The organism is Pseudomonas sp. 8(2025) (assembly GCF_052665325.1).
The window spans coordinates 182,297-197,513 of sequence record NZ_JBQOIE010000014.1 but is presented as its reverse complement, the minus strand read 5'-3'; the positions used below and the strand labels follow the sequence as shown (position 1 = coordinate 197,513).

General features: G+C 62.9%; 13 protein-coding genes and 5 tRNA genes. 3 read left to right on the top strand and 15 right to left on the bottom strand.

The annotated features are described in order from the left end of the window. Position 1 precedes the first annotated feature (1 nt). From ACUXVH_RS24735 to rluD, 8 genes are all read right to left on the bottom strand, one after another. Positions 2 to 77 (bottom strand) — tRNA-Lys (locus tag ACUXVH_RS24735). A gap of 5 nt (positions 78 to 82) precedes the next feature. Then, positions 83 to 159: transfer RNA gene (locus ACUXVH_RS24730), tRNA-Pro, on the bottom strand. Between the two features lie 95 nt (positions 160 to 254). After that, positions 255 to 330 (bottom strand) — tRNA-Lys (locus ACUXVH_RS24725). 5 nt (positions 331 to 335) lie between these two features. Then, positions 336 to 412 (bottom strand) — tRNA-Pro (locus tag ACUXVH_RS24720). Between the two features lie 9 nt (positions 413 to 421). After that, positions 422 to 497: transfer RNA gene (locus tag ACUXVH_RS24715), tRNA-Asn, on the bottom strand. A 296-nt stretch (positions 498 to 793) separates the two neighbouring features. Beyond that, positions 794 to 3,358, bottom strand: a complete 2,565-nt coding sequence (clpB, locus tag ACUXVH_RS24710; protein WP_065363664.1) for an ATP-dependent chaperone ClpB — start codon at positions 3,356 to 3,358, stop codon at positions 794 to 796. 130 nt (positions 3,359 to 3,488) lie between these two features. After that, entirely contained in the window at positions 3,489 to 4,214 is a 726-nt protein-coding gene (gene pgeF, locus ACUXVH_RS24705; protein WP_065363663.1) for a peptidoglycan editing factor PgeF, read from the bottom strand. After that, a complete protein-coding gene (gene rluD, locus ACUXVH_RS24700) occupies positions 4,211 to 5,173 on the bottom strand; it encodes a 23S rRNA pseudouridine(1911/1915/1917) synthase RluD (protein ID WP_011063535.1) in 963 nt (320 codons plus the stop codon). Before rluD ends, pgeF begins: the two co-directional genes overlap by 4 nt. Before the next feature lie 150 nt (positions 5,174 to 5,323). Between rluD and ACUXVH_RS24695 the strand changes: the two genes are divergently transcribed. From ACUXVH_RS24695 to ACUXVH_RS24685, 3 genes are all read left to right on the top strand, one after another. Beyond that, on the top strand, positions 5,324 to 6,349 hold the full coding sequence (locus ACUXVH_RS24695; RefSeq protein WP_011063536.1) for an outer membrane protein assembly factor BamD: 1,026 nt from the start codon (positions 5,324 to 5,326) through the stop codon (positions 6,347 to 6,349). A 124-nt stretch (positions 6,350 to 6,473) separates the two neighbouring features. Then, positions 6,474 to 6,707 carry a PP0621 family protein gene (locus ACUXVH_RS24690; RefSeq protein ID WP_011063537.1) on the top strand — a complete coding sequence of 78 codons (234 nt, stop codon included), beginning with the start codon at positions 6,474 to 6,476 and terminating at the stop codon, positions 6,705 to 6,707. 425 nt (positions 6,708 to 7,132) lie between these two features. Continuing rightward, a complete protein-coding gene (locus tag ACUXVH_RS24685; RefSeq protein ID WP_019094003.1) occupies positions 7,133 to 8,467 on the top strand; it encodes a sigma-54-dependent transcriptional regulator in 1,335 nt (444 codons plus the stop codon). Here the strand turns inward: ACUXVH_RS24685 and thiO are convergent. From thiO to ACUXVH_RS24650, 7 genes are read right to left on the bottom strand one after another with little or no spacing between them, the layout of a single operon-like run. Next, on the bottom strand, positions 8,464 to 9,564 hold the full coding sequence (thiO, locus tag ACUXVH_RS24680; RefSeq protein WP_065363662.1) for a glycine oxidase ThiO: 1,101 nt from the start codon (positions 9,562 to 9,564) through the stop codon (positions 8,464 to 8,466). The genes ACUXVH_RS24685 and thiO overlap by 4 nt on opposite strands. A 53-nt stretch (positions 9,565 to 9,617) precedes the next feature. Continuing rightward, entirely contained in the window at positions 9,618 to 10,019 is a 402-nt protein-coding gene (locus ACUXVH_RS24675) for a type IV pilin protein (RefSeq protein ID WP_065363661.1), read from the bottom strand. 15 nt (positions 10,020 to 10,034) lie between these two features. Further along, positions 10,035 to 13,097: a pilus assembly protein gene (locus ACUXVH_RS24670; RefSeq protein WP_065363660.1), complete on the bottom strand. Its 3,063-nt coding sequence runs from the start codon at positions 13,095 to 13,097 to the stop codon at positions 10,035 to 10,037. Then, positions 13,084 to 13,566, bottom strand: coding sequence for a pilus assembly PilX family protein (locus tag ACUXVH_RS24665; protein WP_255313433.1), 483 nt, complete (start codon positions 13,564 to 13,566; stop codon positions 13,084 to 13,086). The genes ACUXVH_RS24670 and ACUXVH_RS24665 overlap by 14 nt, the downstream gene beginning before the upstream one ends. Next, positions 13,566 to 14,276, bottom strand: a complete 711-nt coding sequence (locus tag ACUXVH_RS24660; protein WP_065363658.1) for a PilW family protein — start codon at positions 14,274 to 14,276, stop codon at positions 13,566 to 13,568. The genes ACUXVH_RS24665 and ACUXVH_RS24660 overlap by 1 nt, the downstream gene beginning before the upstream one ends. Then, positions 14,273 to 14,716: a type IV pilus modification protein PilV gene (pilV, locus tag ACUXVH_RS24655; protein ID WP_065363657.1), complete on the bottom strand. Its 444-nt coding sequence runs from the start codon at positions 14,714 to 14,716 to the stop codon at positions 14,273 to 14,275. Before pilV ends, ACUXVH_RS24660 begins: the two co-directional genes overlap by 4 nt. Continuing rightward, positions 14,713 to 15,183 (bottom strand): GspH/FimT family pseudopilin, encoded by a 471-nt coding sequence (locus tag ACUXVH_RS24650; RefSeq protein WP_065364705.1) that lies wholly within the window; start codon positions 15,181 to 15,183, stop codon positions 14,713 to 14,715. The genes pilV and ACUXVH_RS24650 overlap by 4 nt, the downstream gene beginning before the upstream one ends. Positions 15,184 to 15,217: the final 34 nt, after the last annotated feature.

Sequence of the window (15,217 nt, the reverse complement as noted above, 5' to 3'; positions counted from 1 at the left end):
ATGGTGGGTCGTGTGGGATTCGAACCTACGACCAATTGGTTAAAAGCCAACTGCTCTACCAACTGAGCTAACGACCCAAAAATGGTCGGGGTAAGGGGATTCGAACTCCTGACATCCTGCTCCCAAAGCAGGCGCGCTACCGGACTGCGCTATACCCCGGTAAAAAAAAGGCACCTTCTAGAGGCGCCTTCTTCGAACAGCGCTTTTGGCCTCTGTTCTTAAGATTCGATTCCAGCGCTAACTGGTTTCAAAAATGGTGGGTCGTGTGGGATTCGAACCTACGACCAATTGGTTAAAAGCCAACTGCTCTACCAACTGAGCTAACGACCCAAAAATGGTCGGGGTAAGGGGATTCGAACTCCTGACATCCTGCTCCCAAAGCAGGCGCGCTACCGGACTGCGCTATACCCCGGTTTGAAATTGGCTCCGTGACCAGGACTCGAACCTGGGACCCAATGATTAACAGTCATTTGCTCTACCGACTGAGCTATCACGGAACTACATATTTCAAGTTACAACTTTTTACTTCATCCTCTTCGACTTGTTCGTATCGCTACGTTCATGTCTCTGAGGCGCGCTATTTTACAATCTTAAAAACCCCTGTCAACCCCTTAAATTGCTTTTAAGACAATGATTTGCGACTTCATTGCCGGTTTCTTCTTGATCAGAAAAAACCTCGGGGGTGACTGACTGCGGGGCGCACTTTACAAGCCTTTTCCTTACAGTTCAACGCCCTAGTGAAAAAAAAGGCCTCGCAATGCGAGGCCTCCTCTATAAACCCACCGATCAGTGATCAGGCGAAGACGATTTCGTCGTCCTGCACCGAGGCGGTAACCGTGGCTCCCGGCAGGAAACCGCCGGAGAGGATCAACTGCGCCAACGGGTTCTCGATCCAGCGCTGGATGGCCCGTTTCAGCGGCCGTGCGCCATACACCGGGTCGTAACCCACAGCGATCAGCTTGTCCAAGGCCTCGTCGCTCAGTTCCAGGCTCAGCTCGCGCTCCGCCAGGCGACTGCGCAGGCGACCCAACTGGATCTGCGTGATGCCGGCGATCTGATCCCGTGCCAGAGGCTCGAAGATCACCACTTCGTCGACCCGGTTGATGAACTCCGGCCGGAAGTGGGTGGACACCGCGTCCATCACCGCCGCACGTTGTGCCTCGCGATCCCCTACCAGCTCCTGGATCTGCGCCGAGCCCAGGTTGGAGGTCATGACGATCACCGTATTGCGGAAATCCACGGTACGCCCGTGGCTGTCCGTCAGACGGCCATCTTCCAGGACCTGCAGCAGGATGTTGAACACATCCGGGTGCGCCTTCTCGACTTCGTCCAGCAGAATCACCGAGTACGGCTTGCGACGCACGGCTTCCGTCAGGTAACCGCCCTCTTCATAACCGACATAGCCTGGTGGCGCACCGATCAGGCGAGCCACGGAATGTTTCTCCATGAACTCGGACATGTCGATCCGCACCATGGCCTCTTCGGTATCGAAGAGGAATTCCGCCAGGGCCTTGCACAGTTCGGTCTTACCCACGCCGGTCGGGCCGAGGAACATGAACGAGCCGCTGGGCCGGTTCGGGTCGGACAACCCGGCTCGGGAACGGCGCACAGCGTTGGCCACCGCCACCACGGCTTCGTTCTGGCCAATCACCCGCTCGTGCAGCAGGCTTTCCATCTTCAGCAGCTTGTCGCGCTCGCCTTCAAGCATTTTCGACACTGGAATGCCGGTCCACTTGGACACCACTTCGGCAATCTCTTCCTCGGTAACCTTGCTGCGCAGCAACTGGTTCTCGCTGTGGCCGTGCTGGTCGACCATCTGCAGGCTGCGCTCCAGGTCCGGGATCACCCCGTACTGCAGCTCGGCCATGCGATTGAGATCGCCTTTACGACGCGCCGCTTCCAGTTCCTGGCGCGACTGCTCGATCTTCTGCTGGATCTGCGCAGAACCCTGCACTTCGGCTTTCTCCGAGGTCCAGACTTCTTCCAGGTCAGCGTATTCACGCTCCAGGCGGACAATCTCTTCCTGGAGTTTTTCCAGGCGCTTGATCGCGGCCTCGTCGTCTTCTTTCTTCAGGGCCTGGGATTCGACCTTGAGCTGAATCAGGCGCCGCTCCAGACGGTCCAGCACTTCCGGCTTGGAGTCGATCTCCATGCGGATGCGGCTGGCGGCCTCGTCGATCAGGTCGATGGCCTTGTCCGGCAGTTGCCGGTCAGTGATGTACCGATGGCTGAGCTTGGCCGCGGCAATGATCGCGCCGTCGGTGATCGCCACCTTGTGGTGCACCTCGTAGCGCTCTTTCAGGCCACGCAGGATAGCAATGGTGTCTTCCTCGCTCGGCTCATCCACCAACACTTTCTGGAAGCGCCGCTCGAGGGCCGCGTCCTTCTCTATATATTGGCGGTATTCGTTGAGCGTGGTGGCGCCCACGCAGTGCAGCTCGCCACGGGCCAGGGCCGGCTTGAGCATATTGCCCGCATCCATCGAGCCTTCGCCTTTACCAGCGCCGACCATGGTGTGCAGCTCATCGATGAACAGGATGATCTGCCCTTCCTGCTTCGACAGTTCATTAAGCAGGGATTTCAGGCGTTCTTCGAACTCGCCACGGTATTTGGCACCGGCGATCAAGGCGCCCATGTCCAGGGACAGCAAGCGCTTGCCTTTGAGGCCATCGGGCACTTCGCCGTTGATGATCCGCTGGGCCAGGCCTTCGGCGATGGCGGTCTTACCCACGCCTGGTTCACCAATCAGCACCGGGTTGTTCTTGGTCCGGCGTTGCAGCACCTGGATGGTCCGGCGAATTTCGTCGTCACGGCCGATTACCGGATCAAGCTTGCCGTCTTCGGCGCGCTTGGTCAGGTCGACGGTGTACTTGTCCAGGGCCTGGCGCGACTCTTCGACGTTGGCGTCATTTACCGCCTCACCGCCACGCAGGTTGTTGATGGCGTTCTCCAGGGCTTTCTTGCTCACGCCCTGGTCCAGCAACAATTTGCCGAGTTTGCTGTTCTCATCCATGGCGGCCAGTAGCACCAGCTCGCTGGAGATGAACTGGTCGCCTTTCTGCTGCGCCAGGCGGTCGGCCTGGTTGAGCAGGCGCGCCAGATCCTGGGACATGTTGACGTCGCCAGTGGGGTTCTGGATTTTCGGCAGCTGGTCGAGCTCTTTGCTCAGTTCCTTGCGCAGGCTGTTGACGTCGAAGCCCACCTGCATCAGCAGAGGCTTGATCGAGCCGCCCTGCTGTTCCAGCAGCGCCTGCATCAGGTGCGCCGGTTCAATGGCCGGATGATCGAGGCCAACCGCCAGAGATTGAGAATCGGATAAGGCCAGCTGCAATTTGCTGGTTAATCGGTCTATACGCATTAGTCACCTTCCTTTTGAGCAGGCCGGAGCGATGGACACACCTAAATAGAGAAACCTGCCAGATGTTTCACTAGATGCGGTCGATTCTGGGAGATTCAAGCGTCAGCAGCTTGACACAAGTCAGATTAGTCTAGTGCTCAAGCCAGATAAGGGAGGCAAAACGCCCGGTGCGCGGGCTGCGCCGGTAGGAAAAGAAGCGGGGATCGCTGACGGTGCAGTAGCCGCCACCGTACACGGCAGTCACACCACAGGCAGCCAGGCGCAGGCGCGCCAGCTGATAGATATCGGCCATGAAGCGCCCGGCATTGGCGCTCGGCACAAAGGCCTGCTCGGCTGCCGGCAATTGGGCGACGAAGGCTTCACGCACCTCGGGCCCCACTTCAAAGCGCTGCGGGCCAATGGCCGGCCCCAGCCACACCAGCACCTCGGCGCAGGGCGTATGCAGGCTGTCGAGGGTGGCTTCCAGCACGCCCGCCGCCAACCCGCGCCAGCCGGCATGGGCCGCGGCGACTCGGGTTCCGGCACGGTTGCAGAACAGTGCCGGCAGGCAGTCGGCCGTCATCACCGCACAGGCAACGCCCGGGGTGGCGGACCAACTGGCGTCCGCGGTCGCGACCATGGAAGGGTCGGCGTGGGCCACGGCCACCCCGTGCACCTGTTGCAGCCAGGCCGGGGCGATGCCGAAGTGTTCGCTCAGGCGACGGCGATTCTCGGCCACTGCTTGCGGCTGATCGTCGACATGGTCGCCCAGGTTGAGGCTGTCGAACGGCGTCAGGCTGACGCCGCCAGCGCGGGTGGTAGTACAGGCTTTGACTCCGGCCGGCGCGGGCCAGTCGGGAATCAGCCAGTCATTCATCCGATGAACGCCTCACGGTCCTGCTTGAGCAGCGACAGCAGCCAGACGAAATCGTCCGGCAGCGGCGATTCCCAGCTCATGCGGATACCGGTGGTCGGATGATCCAGCTCCAGGAAGCGTGCATGCAGGGCCTGGCGCGGGAAGTTCTTCAGCGAGTCGACCATGGTCTGGCTTGCCGCCGGCGGAATGCGGAAGCGGCCGCCGTAGGCTGGATCACCCACCAGCGGGAAGTTGATGTGGGCCATGTGCACCCGGATCTGGTGGGTACGACCGGTTTCCAGCTTGACCCGCACATGGGTGTGGGAACGGAAACGTTCCAGGACCCGGTAGTGGCTGACGGCCTGCTTGCCGCCTTCCATCACCGCCATGCGCTGGCGCTGCTGGCCATGACGGCCGATCGGAGCGTTGATCTTGCCCCCGGCGGTTACCACGCCGATCACGATGCATTCATAGATGCGGCTGACACTGCGGCTTTGCAGCTGGGCCACCAGTTGGGTCTGCGCCTGGATGGTCTTGGCCACCACCATCAGTCCTGTGGTGTCCTTGTCCAGGCGGTGGACGATACCGGCCCGCGGCACATTGATAATGTCCGGGATGTGATGCAGCAGGGCATTGAGCAGGGTGCCGTCGGCATGGCCGGCAGCCGGGTGCACCACCAGGCCCGCAGGCTTGTTGATCACCAGGATGTCGTCATCTTCATAGACGATATCCAGCTCGATATCCTGGGCGATCCACTCGCCCTGGGCCTCCTGCTCGGCAGTCAGCTCAAGAATGGAGCCGCCGTGCACGATGTCCCGCGGGCGGATGACCGCTCCGTCCACAGTCAGGCGGCCGTCCTTGATCCAGGCGGAAAGGCGCGAGCGCGAATGCTCAGCGAATAGTTGGGCGGCGACTTGATCGAGGCGTTGACCGCCCAGTTCGGACGGCACCTCTGCGCGAAGTTCAATTTTATCGGACATGCTCGGACTGGGCGTCGGCACAGCCTTTGGTTTCGGCTGCGCGCTTGTGGTTAAATACGGCGTCTTTTGCCCCGAGGCTTTCAACGGGGCGCTCATCATAACAGGACGGCCCCGCCCAAGACAGCGGCCGTCATAGGGACGCAAGCCGCCATGCAAGTGAAACACCTGCTGCTGATCGCCATCCTCGCACTGACCGCTGCTTGCTCATCGAAGGAAGTCGTTGACGAAAACCTGAGCGAAGTCGAGTTGTACCAGCAGGCGCAGACCGACCTGGACAACCACAGCTATACCAGCGCCACTGCCAAGCTCAAGGCCCTGGAATCGCGCTATCCCTTTGGTCGCTACGCCGATCAGGCACAGCTCGAGCTGATCTACGCCAACTACAAGAATGCCGAGCCGGAGGCCGCCAAGTCCGCCGCCGAGCGCTTCATTCGCCTGCACCCCCAGCACCCGAACGTGGACTACGCCTACTACCTCAAGGGCCTGACCTCGTTCGACCAGGACGTCGGCCTGCTGGCGCGCTTCCTGCCGCTGGACATGACCAAGCGTGACCCGGGTGCCGCCCGCGACTCCTACAACGAGTTCGCCCAGCTGACGAGCCGCTTCCCCAACAGCCGCTACGCGCCGGACGCCAAGCAGCGCATGATCTACCTGCGCAACCTGCTGGCTGCCTACGAGATCCACGTAGCCGACTATTACCTGACCCGCCAGGCCTATGTCGCCGCCGCCAACCGTGGCCGCTACGTAGTGGAGAACTTCCAGGAAACCCCATCGGTCGGCGACGGCCTGGCGGTGATGACCGAGGCCTACCAGCGCCTGCACCTGGACGAACTGGCTGCCACCAGCCTGGAAACTCTCAAGCTCAACTACCCCAACCACCCAAGCCTGGTGGACGGTCAGTTCGTGCCACGCGTGGCTGAAGCCGACAACCGTTCGTGGCTGAGCAAGGCCACCCTGGGCCTGATCGAGTCCCGTCCACCGCTGCCGCCGGGAGAAACCCGCGCCAACCAGGACGTGATGAAGCAGTACCAGGATGCCAAGGACGCCATTCCGTCCGAGCTCAAGCCTAAAGACAGCAACGGCGACGTGGTCGAGGAAGAAGAGCACGAGGCTGCCGGCAACAACAATAGCGACCGCTCCTGGTTCAGCTACATGACCTTCGGCGTGTTCGACTGATCACCCCGCAGGCCGGAAAGGGAGACTTGAAGTCTCCCTTTTTTATGCCCGCACACTGATGGGCCTGTGCGCCCGACGGGCGCTTGGCTAAACTGCCCCCTCCCCCTTCAAAAAGCTGGTTGCCATGGTTCGTCTACTGTTCTGGATCGCTCTGATTGCCGCCGCGGTATGGTTCTGGCGCAAGTTCAAGCGTCCTGCCGCCGCCCCTCGCGCCCCCAATGAACCGGCCACTACGCCCATGGTGCGTTGCGCCCATTGCGGCGTGCACCTGCCCCAGGACCGGGCCCTGAGCCAGTCGCAACAGTGGTACTGCAGCCAGGCACACCTGCAACAAGGGCCGGGAAACCAGGACCGCTGAGCCGCCAGGCCCACTGCGGATACCCGAGGCAAGGAACTCGGGGGCGAAAAATGGCGTCTGACACGGACTATTCCAGGCCTTGGTCAGCGCATGAACCGGCTCGTCGCCCCCTTCCTCCCTCGCCTCTCCCAGGCTTCGAACCTCTACTCAGGAACGGGAAGGCCCAAGTGCCAACCCCGGCCGAACAATTGGCGACAAAATAGCCTGTGGGCGCCCACTCGCCGTTTCGCTCTCGGGCAGAGCGCTGTAGCCCCCCATCCACGGGCACCACAACGTCCCGACGACGCGCACCTTCAGGACGCCCGGCAGGATGACCAGTGGCCCATCCCCTGCGCCGCTACCCCGTCGGGCCTAGACTTGAGTTCACGCCCATCGGGCGAGCACTGTTGCCCGCTCCTCACTCACGGATGAAAACTGCAGCCGCCATGAACCCACGGCAATCGGTGCTGGTGGTCGATGACGCCACGGAAACCCGCGCCCTTGTGGAGATCACTCTGGGCCGAATGCGCTTGCACACCCAAAGTGCGCGCACCCTGCAGGAAGCCCGTGGCCGCCTGGCCCGTGAGCGCTTTGACCTGTGCCTGACCGACCTGCAGCTACCGGACGGCAGCGGGCTGGAGCTGCTGCGGCACATCCGCCAGTCCCACCCCAACCTTCCTGTGGCGCTGCTAAGCAACGGCGCCTGTGCACAGGCCAGCGCGGGCGCCCTGCAGGCCGGAGCCTGCCAGTTGCTGCACAAGCCTCTGGACCTCAAGCAACTGCGCGCTTGGGTAGGTGCCAGCCTGAAGCAGGCCACGGACTGCGCAACGGAGGACCCAGCCCGGCAATTGCTGGGAGACTCGGCGCCCATGAATGCCCTGCGTCGCCACATCGACAAGCTGGCCCACAGCCTGGCGGCGGTCTATATCAGCGGTGAATCCGGCAGTGGCAAGGAACGGGTCGCCCGTCTGCTCCACCAGCTTGGCCCCAGGGCCCGATACCCGTTCGTCCCGGTCAACTGCGGGGCGATTCCTTCCGAATTGATGGAGAGTGAACTCTTCGGCCATTGCAAAGGCAGCTTCAGTGGCGCCGTCAGCGATCAGCCCGGGTTATTTCTGGCCGCCCACGGCGGCACCCTGTTTCTTGATGAGGTCGCCGACCTGCCCCTGGCCATGCAAGTAAAACTGCTGCGAGCCTTGCAGGAAAAATCCGTGCGCCCTGTAGGCAGCCAACAGGAAAAATCCGTCGACGTGCGGATTCTCTGTGCCACCCACAAGGACCTGAAAAACGAGGTAGAGACCGGACGCTTTCGCCAGGACCTCTACTACCGCCTGAACGTCATCGAGTTGCGAGTCCCGGCGTTGCGCGAGCGCCGTGGCGACATCCCCGCACTGGCCGGGCACGTCCTGCAGCGCCTGGCCAGGGACAGCGGCCAGCCTGCCGTCCAGCTACGTCCCGAAGCCCTGCAAGCCCTGGAGCGCTATGACTTTCCGGGCAACGTGCGAGAGCTGGAAAACCTGCTGGAACGGGCGCAGACCCTATGCGAAGGACGCTGGATAGAAACAGACGACCTGCAGTTGCCCAGAGCCGACAGCCTTGAAGCCCGATCATCGGCGGCGGCCACCCAGCTAGACCTGGCGCTGCACCTGCAACAGGTGGAGCGCCAGCTGCTGCTCCAGGCCCTGGAGGAAACCCGCTGGAACCGCACGGCGGCGGCCCGGCGGCTGAGCCTGTCGTTTCGTTCGATGCGTTACCGCATGAAGAAGCTCGGGCTGGACTAGATCCGACCTTCAGGCGCATAAGGCGCCGGGTCGATGATCGGCGGGTTCCCCAGCAGCAGGTCGCAGAACAGCTGGCAGGAGGCCGGCGCTAACACCAGGCCATTGCGGTAGTGCCCGCAGTTGAGCCACAGGCCTGCAAAGCCCGGAACCGGCCCGATGTAGGGAATGCCTTCCGGAGAGCCCGGGCGCAGCCCGGCCCAGTGCCCGACCACCTCGGCCTCGGCGAGGGCGGGAATCAGCTCGACCGCGGAGGCCTTGAGGCTCTCCAGGGCCGAAACGGTCGGGGTCTTGTCGAAGCCTTCATGCTCCAGGGTGCTGCCCACCAGAATGTGGCCATCGCGCCGCGGGATGGCATAGCGCCCCTTGGCCAGGACCATGCAGGACAGAAAGTCGGCAGCACACTTGTAGAGGATCATCTGCCCCTTCACCGGCTCCACCGGCAGTTCCAGGCCCAGGCTGCCCAGCAGTTCGCCACTCCAGGCCCCCGCGCAAAGCACCACCTGATCAGCGCGAACCTCGCCCAGCGAGCTATTGACCCCCACCACTTGCTGGCCTTCGCGGATAAAACCACTGACGGTGCATTGCTCATCGATTTGCACATTAGGCAACGCCTGTAACGCCGCCTTCAGGGATTTGACCAGGCGCGGGTTGCGCACGTTGGCCACATCGGCCATGTAGATCGCCTGTTGATAACCATTGCCCAGCACCGGCACCGCGTCATGCACCGCCGAGATATCCACAGCACTCAGCGGCCGGCCTTCACGCTTGGCCCACTCCAGGGCCTGGGCTTCATCCTCCAGGTCCAGCCAGTAGAGGCCGGTGACATGCACTTGCGGGTCGACACCGGTGGCACTGAACAGTTGCTGGGCCAGTTGTGGGTAGAAATCCTGCGACCAGTGCGCCAGGGCAGTGACCGCCGGGCTGTAGCGCCAGGGGTAAAGCGGCGAGACGATCCCACCACCGGCCCAGGACGATTCACGCCCCAGGTCCGAACGTTCCAGAAGCCGTACCTGCTGGCCCTGGGACGCCAGATTGAAGGCGGTGAGCAGGCCGATCACCCCGCCGCCCACCACCAGCACTTGCTGTTGCTTAGCCATAGTCCGATCCAATCATGAGAAAGACAGTGGGCGCCGCGGCCCGAATCAGGTGCTCAGCGCCCCCAGCAATCCTTGGCGGTCAGCCCTTCGGCCTGGCCGCTGATGCGGGTCGCGCCGGTCTGGTCGATGCTGAAACTGCCGCACTTGTCCGCCGCCATCAGCCCATCGTCCTTCGGGCTCGCGGTCAGGGAGAAGCCGGTGTCGGTCAGGGTTGCGGCAATGCTGTAGTACTCATTGCCGGCGCTCAGGTCCGGGGCGTTGCTGTAGACCCCAGCCTTGGAGAAATGCCGTTCAAGCTGCTGTGCCTGCTCGGTAAGCAGTACCGCGATTTCACTGCGGTGCGGTTTTTTCACGTATTCGGTGATGCTGGGAAGGCTCAAGGTAAGGACCAGACCGATGATCGCAATCACGATCATGATTTCGATCAGGGTAAAACCTTGGTTGGATCTGCGCATGGTCAAGAATCTCGCTTACTGGATTTGTCGCCACAGGATGCGCCGGCTGCCACCGCCGGGCCTTTCCACCAGGGTGCTGATGCCACCCCTGGAGTCATTGATGATCTTGCGGGCGCCATTGCTGGCAACTCCGCCGAGGCTGGGCACGGTGCCGACGTAGCGCACGCCGCTGGAGGGCTGGTCCTGGTCATCCACGACCCCGTCGCCATTGGTGTCGAGCACCGCAGCGTCGAACATCTTACCGCTGAACGCCTCCAGCTCGATCAATTTCCCACTGCCGGCACTCGAACAAGGGTCGTCGGGCTCCAGTTGCAGGGTGCTGAACACCACCCTGCCGGCCACCAGGGTCGCCTCGTTGAGCACCCGCTCGCCGGCTGCCAGGCCACCTTGTACCAGGGGCAGGTACCAGCCGCGCTGCGCCGGATAACGCACCTCGTTGAGGGTGCTGCGCAGGAAACTGCCGGCCGCCGCGCTGAACCCGGCCTCAAGGTGCTGCACCTGCAACTGACTTTCGCCAATGCCCCCAGGACCGCCCTCGGCGTCCCACACGCCATAGAATCCCTGGCGCGCCCGGCTTTGCTTATCCCGGGTCTCGTTGAGCTTGCCCGTACCGAACAGCACCAATTGGCCACCACGGGGATGATCGAGCAGGCGCGGCGGTGCGCTGATCGGCTGGCTGGCGCCTCCCGCGGTGCGGAACAAGGGCTGCCCGGCAAATGCCAGATGCCAGCTGGCGCTATCGTTGCCGGACAGCTCGAATTTCCACAGTCGCCCCTTGAGGTCGCCCGCATAGGCCGCCTGCACTTCATTGCGTGCATTGACCTTGAGGGTGACGGACGACAGGCCATTGTCAGGCTGGTCGTCAATGGCGATCTCGCGAATCAGCGAGCCATCATTCAGGTCCACCACATACAGCGCTGCCACCCCGGAATGGCTGCCGTAGCCATTGCCGATGAAAGCCGCCCAGCGACCATCGGCCAAGCGTGCTACCTGTGGGCGGGCATAGGCATACCCCAGGTCATTGAAAGGATGATTGCGGTCCGGCTCGGGAGGAGCGCCGATTTCCCACAAGGCGCCAGGCGTATTGCCGTGCACGGCGTCGAACAGACGCACCGCAAAGAAATTCTTGCCGCCCGCCCCGACGCCCCCCAGGGCCAGGGTTTGCCAGGCACCGCCCCGCTGCCCATCGAACACCGCCAGGGGACCATCCACCAGATAGCGATGGCGCTCGCCCCGCCGATAACCGGGATCGGCGACCTGCGCCAGGGCACCCAACGCGCTGGAGGGCATGTAGCCATAGAGGCGCTCCCCGCTGGCCGGGTCCAGCACATTGAACAACCCGTCATTGCTGTTCACCAACAAGCGCGTCGCCATGGCCGTGGCTTTCTGTGCCAGGTAACGGCTGTAGTCGCCCCCGGCAGCCCCATCGACAGCACTGCGCTGCCCGGCAGTTGCCAGCACCAGCGGCGAATTGACGATATCTCCCAACTGATAGCGGCGCTCCCTGAGCCCGCTCACGGAGCGGCCCTGGCTCCAGCGCAGTAACTCGGCGCCACTGACACCTGCAGGCAACGACTGCTCAAGTTCGCCACGCTGAGCGGTGGACAAGTTGCCGTAGGCCAGGCTCACCGGACGCCGGCTGGCAGTGTTCCAGGTCTCATGGATTACCGCCGCGCCGGCACCATCCACGTCACTATCGCTGCTCCACAACGGCGAACCGACAGCCACTCGGCCCTGATTGTCGATGCCGTAGGCGCGGATCGTGCCATGCCAATCGACCGGGTCGTACTGGCTCTGGTAATAACGACCACTGGCGGCATCCAGTACACCACTGCCAGCAGTCACGGCACTGGCTATGCCTTCGCCCAGAACACCTGCGAGCACACGCTCAAGGTTGCTGCGGGCCTGGAAATACTCACCCCGACCGTAGTCCGCAGCGCCCATCAGCAGAGGATTGTGTGCCTGGAAACCCACCGTGAAGGTATTCAGGTACTGACGGGGGAAATCCACCGCCGCCCAGCTTTTCCCGGCCTCATCCACTCCTGGGCCACGCAAGTCGATATCGAAGGCGAACTTGGCCAGGTCATCGAGGTACAGGGTCTGCCCATCACGCTCGCTACCGTCGTTGCCGATCCCATCCCAGTTGGGCAGGCGCCCCGCCCCCAAAGGGTCGTTGAGCGGGAACTGAGTATCGTGATCCGCTGCCCCGGCACTGATCACCACCCCGTAGTTCTTCTGGCAACGGTATTGAATGGGACTGCTGTAGAGCGCCGGTGAAAGGTTGTAGTACGGCACCATGCCGCGCAGGTAGCGAGTAATCTCGTAGTAGGTTTCCGCCAACGGCGTACGACCGCCGGCCTTGAGGCCATTGATTGTCGCCAGCAGGGCCTGGTAATTGGCCTCGGCCTGGGCCGGGCTCACAGCGCCTTCAATGGCCGACAGGTCGCTGATGGGACGGGCAATGTAACCCCCAGGGCCCGGATCACCCGGGGCCGGCGGATTGAAGGTGGCCAACCCCAGGCGTAGCCAGCGATACCGGGTCACCAGGGCCGTGGCCAGCCGCCGCGCCACATTCATTCGGTAGTCGTTGGGAATGGAGCCGTCAGTGAAGTCTCGCTCCCGTCCCTTGGCCTGCGCCAGTAGCCAGGACAGGTAGTCCGCGGAGTACAGCGTATTTCCAGCCCCAACCGGGTCCGGCAGCTTCAGGCAGCGCACCCCACGTTCGGGATCATGGAAGCTGTGAAAGCCTGCCCGGCACCCCGACTCGCCGAGGCTGGACAAGGCAATCGCCTGGCCTGCAAGTCGCTCACCCCGAGCACACTCGCCCCCCACTCCGGCACAGCGCCAGACCGCAGCACGGGCGAGCAGCGGATCGAACTCCCGGGCATGGACAATGCTGTTCATGCCCAGGGAATCATCCAGCACCAGCATCACGTTCGGCGCCACCGCCGCGGCACCAAGAAGCGGGGTGCTGGCAGGGTTGAACGCCATGGCTAGAGGTACCGGCAACAGACTCAGCAGCAACGCGCCCAGGCTTCGCCAGCCAGGCCGACGCATGCCCCGATCAATACTTGGCATAGATGCTCTCCAGCACACTGCGCGATTGCCCGGCCAGACCGACAGCGGTCACGCGATACAAGGTGGCCGGAGTATTGCTCGGCACATTCACCGCATCCTGTGAAACACCGAGGTTCTGCACCCCGTAGAAGCCAGAGCCGCTAGCGATCCACAGCACCGCCGAAGCTGCATTGACTCCAGGAGCCTTGACCTGCGCTGATTCGGCGGGAGGCGCGCACTGAGCAGGGCTGGCACATACCGGCAAGCGGAAATCATCCTGCTGCACCGCACTCTCCCCCACCCGCAGCGCGGCTTCGGCGGCCTGAAATGCGCGGTTGTGCAGAGTCAGGCTGGCAGCCATTTTTTCCTGCAGGGAGGCGTTCTGCAGCGACGAGAGCCCGATCAGGGTCAGCAGCAACAGGAACACCAGGCTGACCAGCAACGCCATGCCCCGCTGCCCGAGAGGCACCTGACCTGGCAAGCGCGTCATCAGGGCAACCTGTTGCGCAGGGCCGCGACCACGCTGTAGGTCTGCGGGCGCACGCGGTCATGGGGGTCGGCCAGGGTCAGGCGCAAGCGCACACTGCGGATCCGGTCCGGGTCCAGCGGGTTGCGACTGTAGCTGGAGGCGGCAATGTCGTTGGTCGAACGGGCCATGCCGAAACTCACATCAAAGGCTTCGACGTTGTCCAGCAGCACCGCTTGCTGCTTGCCAAGGCCGCTGCCCAGCAGCAACTGGCGATTCTTCAGGCTGTAGAACAGCCGGCGCAGGGCGAACACCTGCTCAGCGCCGGCCCCTCGATGAGCGCCTGAATAGGCTACGGCACTGCGCTGGCAGTCGCTGACCACGCTCCAGGTCGGTGTTCCGCCATCGTCCCCGACATCGGCGGTGATCAGGGTCAGTTTCTGCTCGGCGTTGTCCCATTGGATCGGCGTGGCCGCATAGTGCGAGAACTCCCGTGCCGTACTGGCATCACTGATGGTCCGCAGGCAACCGAACAGCCCCACCATACGGATTTCCTGAAGCATCTTGCTCAGGACAAAGCGTGCATCCTCCTGCAGGTAGGCGGCAGCGCTCTGACTCTGGTAGGTGTTCTTCGCCGCAATGAATACCTGGGCCACCCCCAGTACCAGCACCAGGCTCAAGGCCAGTGCCAGCATCATCTCCACCAGGCCGAAGCCACTATCGGCCCGGTTCACGGCAAGCCTCCCGGTTGCGCTGCAACCCGGCTGCTGAGCTCCAGGCTACGCAGGCTGCCCCCCCGGCCTTCGGCACGGGAGTCGTCCCAGGTGATGCGAATGGTGTAGACATGCTGCTTGACGCTGATGCTGCCCTTGCCGCTGGGGCCGGCGAAGCTCGCGATATTGGCGGCGAAGTCGTACAGGTCCTGATCCCGCACATTGCCCGGGTTGCCCTCGGCCGGTATCGCCACGCTGTAGTCGGCGGCGGCGTTGGCGCGGATCCGGTCGAGCATGTCATAGGCGATAAAGCTGGCCTGGGTGGTCATCCGCGAGCTGTCGGTGTACTGCAGCGCCTTGATCTGCACCGCCGCCGCACCCAGCAGGCCCACCGCCAGTATCAACAGCGCCACCAGCACCTCGATCAGGGTCATGCCACCCTGTGCATCCCGCACGTTCATCCGCAGTTCTCCGCTGCTATCACCCGCCCATTGAGACAGACACTGATCACCCGCCGCTGCTGGTCCAGTCCATAGACGATGTGCAGCGCATCACTGGCCGCCAAGCCGCCGAGGCGATTGAAATCGATGCTGTGCTCATCTGAGGTTAGCGTCAGGGTGGCGCCCGGACTGACGGCTGGAACAACCCGCAATACATTGCCTCCGGGGTCCTGCCCCGCATACACCATCAATTCGCCGTTCCAGGGAGCGTCCTTGACAGCCGGGCGAATCCCGACCCTCTGGCGGCGATTGATCGCTTCCAACCGTGCGTAAGCCAGGGCCTGACGTAGTTGATTGATCTCGGTGTCGGCACGCACTCGCTGCACGGTGGTGCGATAGGCTGGCACCACCAGGCCCAGAAGAAGGGCCGCGATCGCCAGGGCGACGAGCAATTCCAGCAAGGTGAAACCCTTTGTATGCAAATTCATGGCCGGCCTTGGAAGCGTCATCGGCTATAACAGG

What these genes read in the sequence shown, in the direction of transcription:
- clpB (WP_065363664.1), bottom strand. Translation starts at nt 3,358, where the DNA reads ATGCGTATAGACCGATTAACCAGCAAATTGCAGCTGGCCTTATCCGAT.
- pgeF (WP_065363663.1), bottom strand. Translation starts at nt 4,214, where the DNA reads ATGAATGACTGGCTGATTCCCGACTGGCCCGCGCCGGCCGGAGTCAAA.
- rluD (WP_011063535.1), bottom strand. Translation starts at nt 5,173, where the DNA reads ATGTCCGATAAAATTGAACTTCGCGCAGAGGTGCCGTCCGAACTGGGC.
- ACUXVH_RS24695 (WP_011063536.1), top strand. Translation starts at nt 5,324, where the DNA reads ATGCAAGTGAAACACCTGCTGCTGATCGCCATCCTCGCACTGACCGCT.
- ACUXVH_RS24690 (WP_011063537.1), top strand. Translation starts at nt 6,474, where the DNA reads ATGGTTCGTCTACTGTTCTGGATCGCTCTGATTGCCGCCGCGGTATGG.
- ACUXVH_RS24685 (WP_019094003.1), top strand. Translation starts at nt 7,133, where the DNA reads ATGAACCCACGGCAATCGGTGCTGGTGGTCGATGACGCCACGGAAACC.
- thiO (WP_065363662.1), bottom strand. Translation starts at nt 9,564, where the DNA reads ATGGCTAAGCAACAGCAAGTGCTGGTGGTGGGCGGCGGGGTGATCGGC.
- ACUXVH_RS24675 (WP_065363661.1), bottom strand. Translation starts at nt 10,019, where the DNA reads ATGCGCAGATCCAACCAAGGTTTTACCCTGATCGAAATCATGATCGTG.
- ACUXVH_RS24670 (WP_065363660.1), bottom strand. Translation starts at nt 13,097, where the DNA reads ATGCCAAGTATTGATCGGGGCATGCGTCGGCCTGGCTGGCGAAGCCTG.
- ACUXVH_RS24665 (WP_255313433.1), bottom strand. Translation starts at nt 13,566, where the DNA reads ATGACGCGCTTGCCAGGTCAGGTGCCTCTCGGGCAGCGGGGCATGGCG.
- pilV (WP_065363657.1), bottom strand. Translation starts at nt 14,716, where the DNA reads ATGAACGTGCGGGATGCACAGGGTGGCATGACCCTGATCGAGGTGCTG.
- ACUXVH_RS24650 (WP_065364705.1), bottom strand. Translation starts at nt 15,183, where the DNA reads ATGAATTTGCATACAAAGGGTTTCACCTTGCTGGAATTGCTCGTCGCC.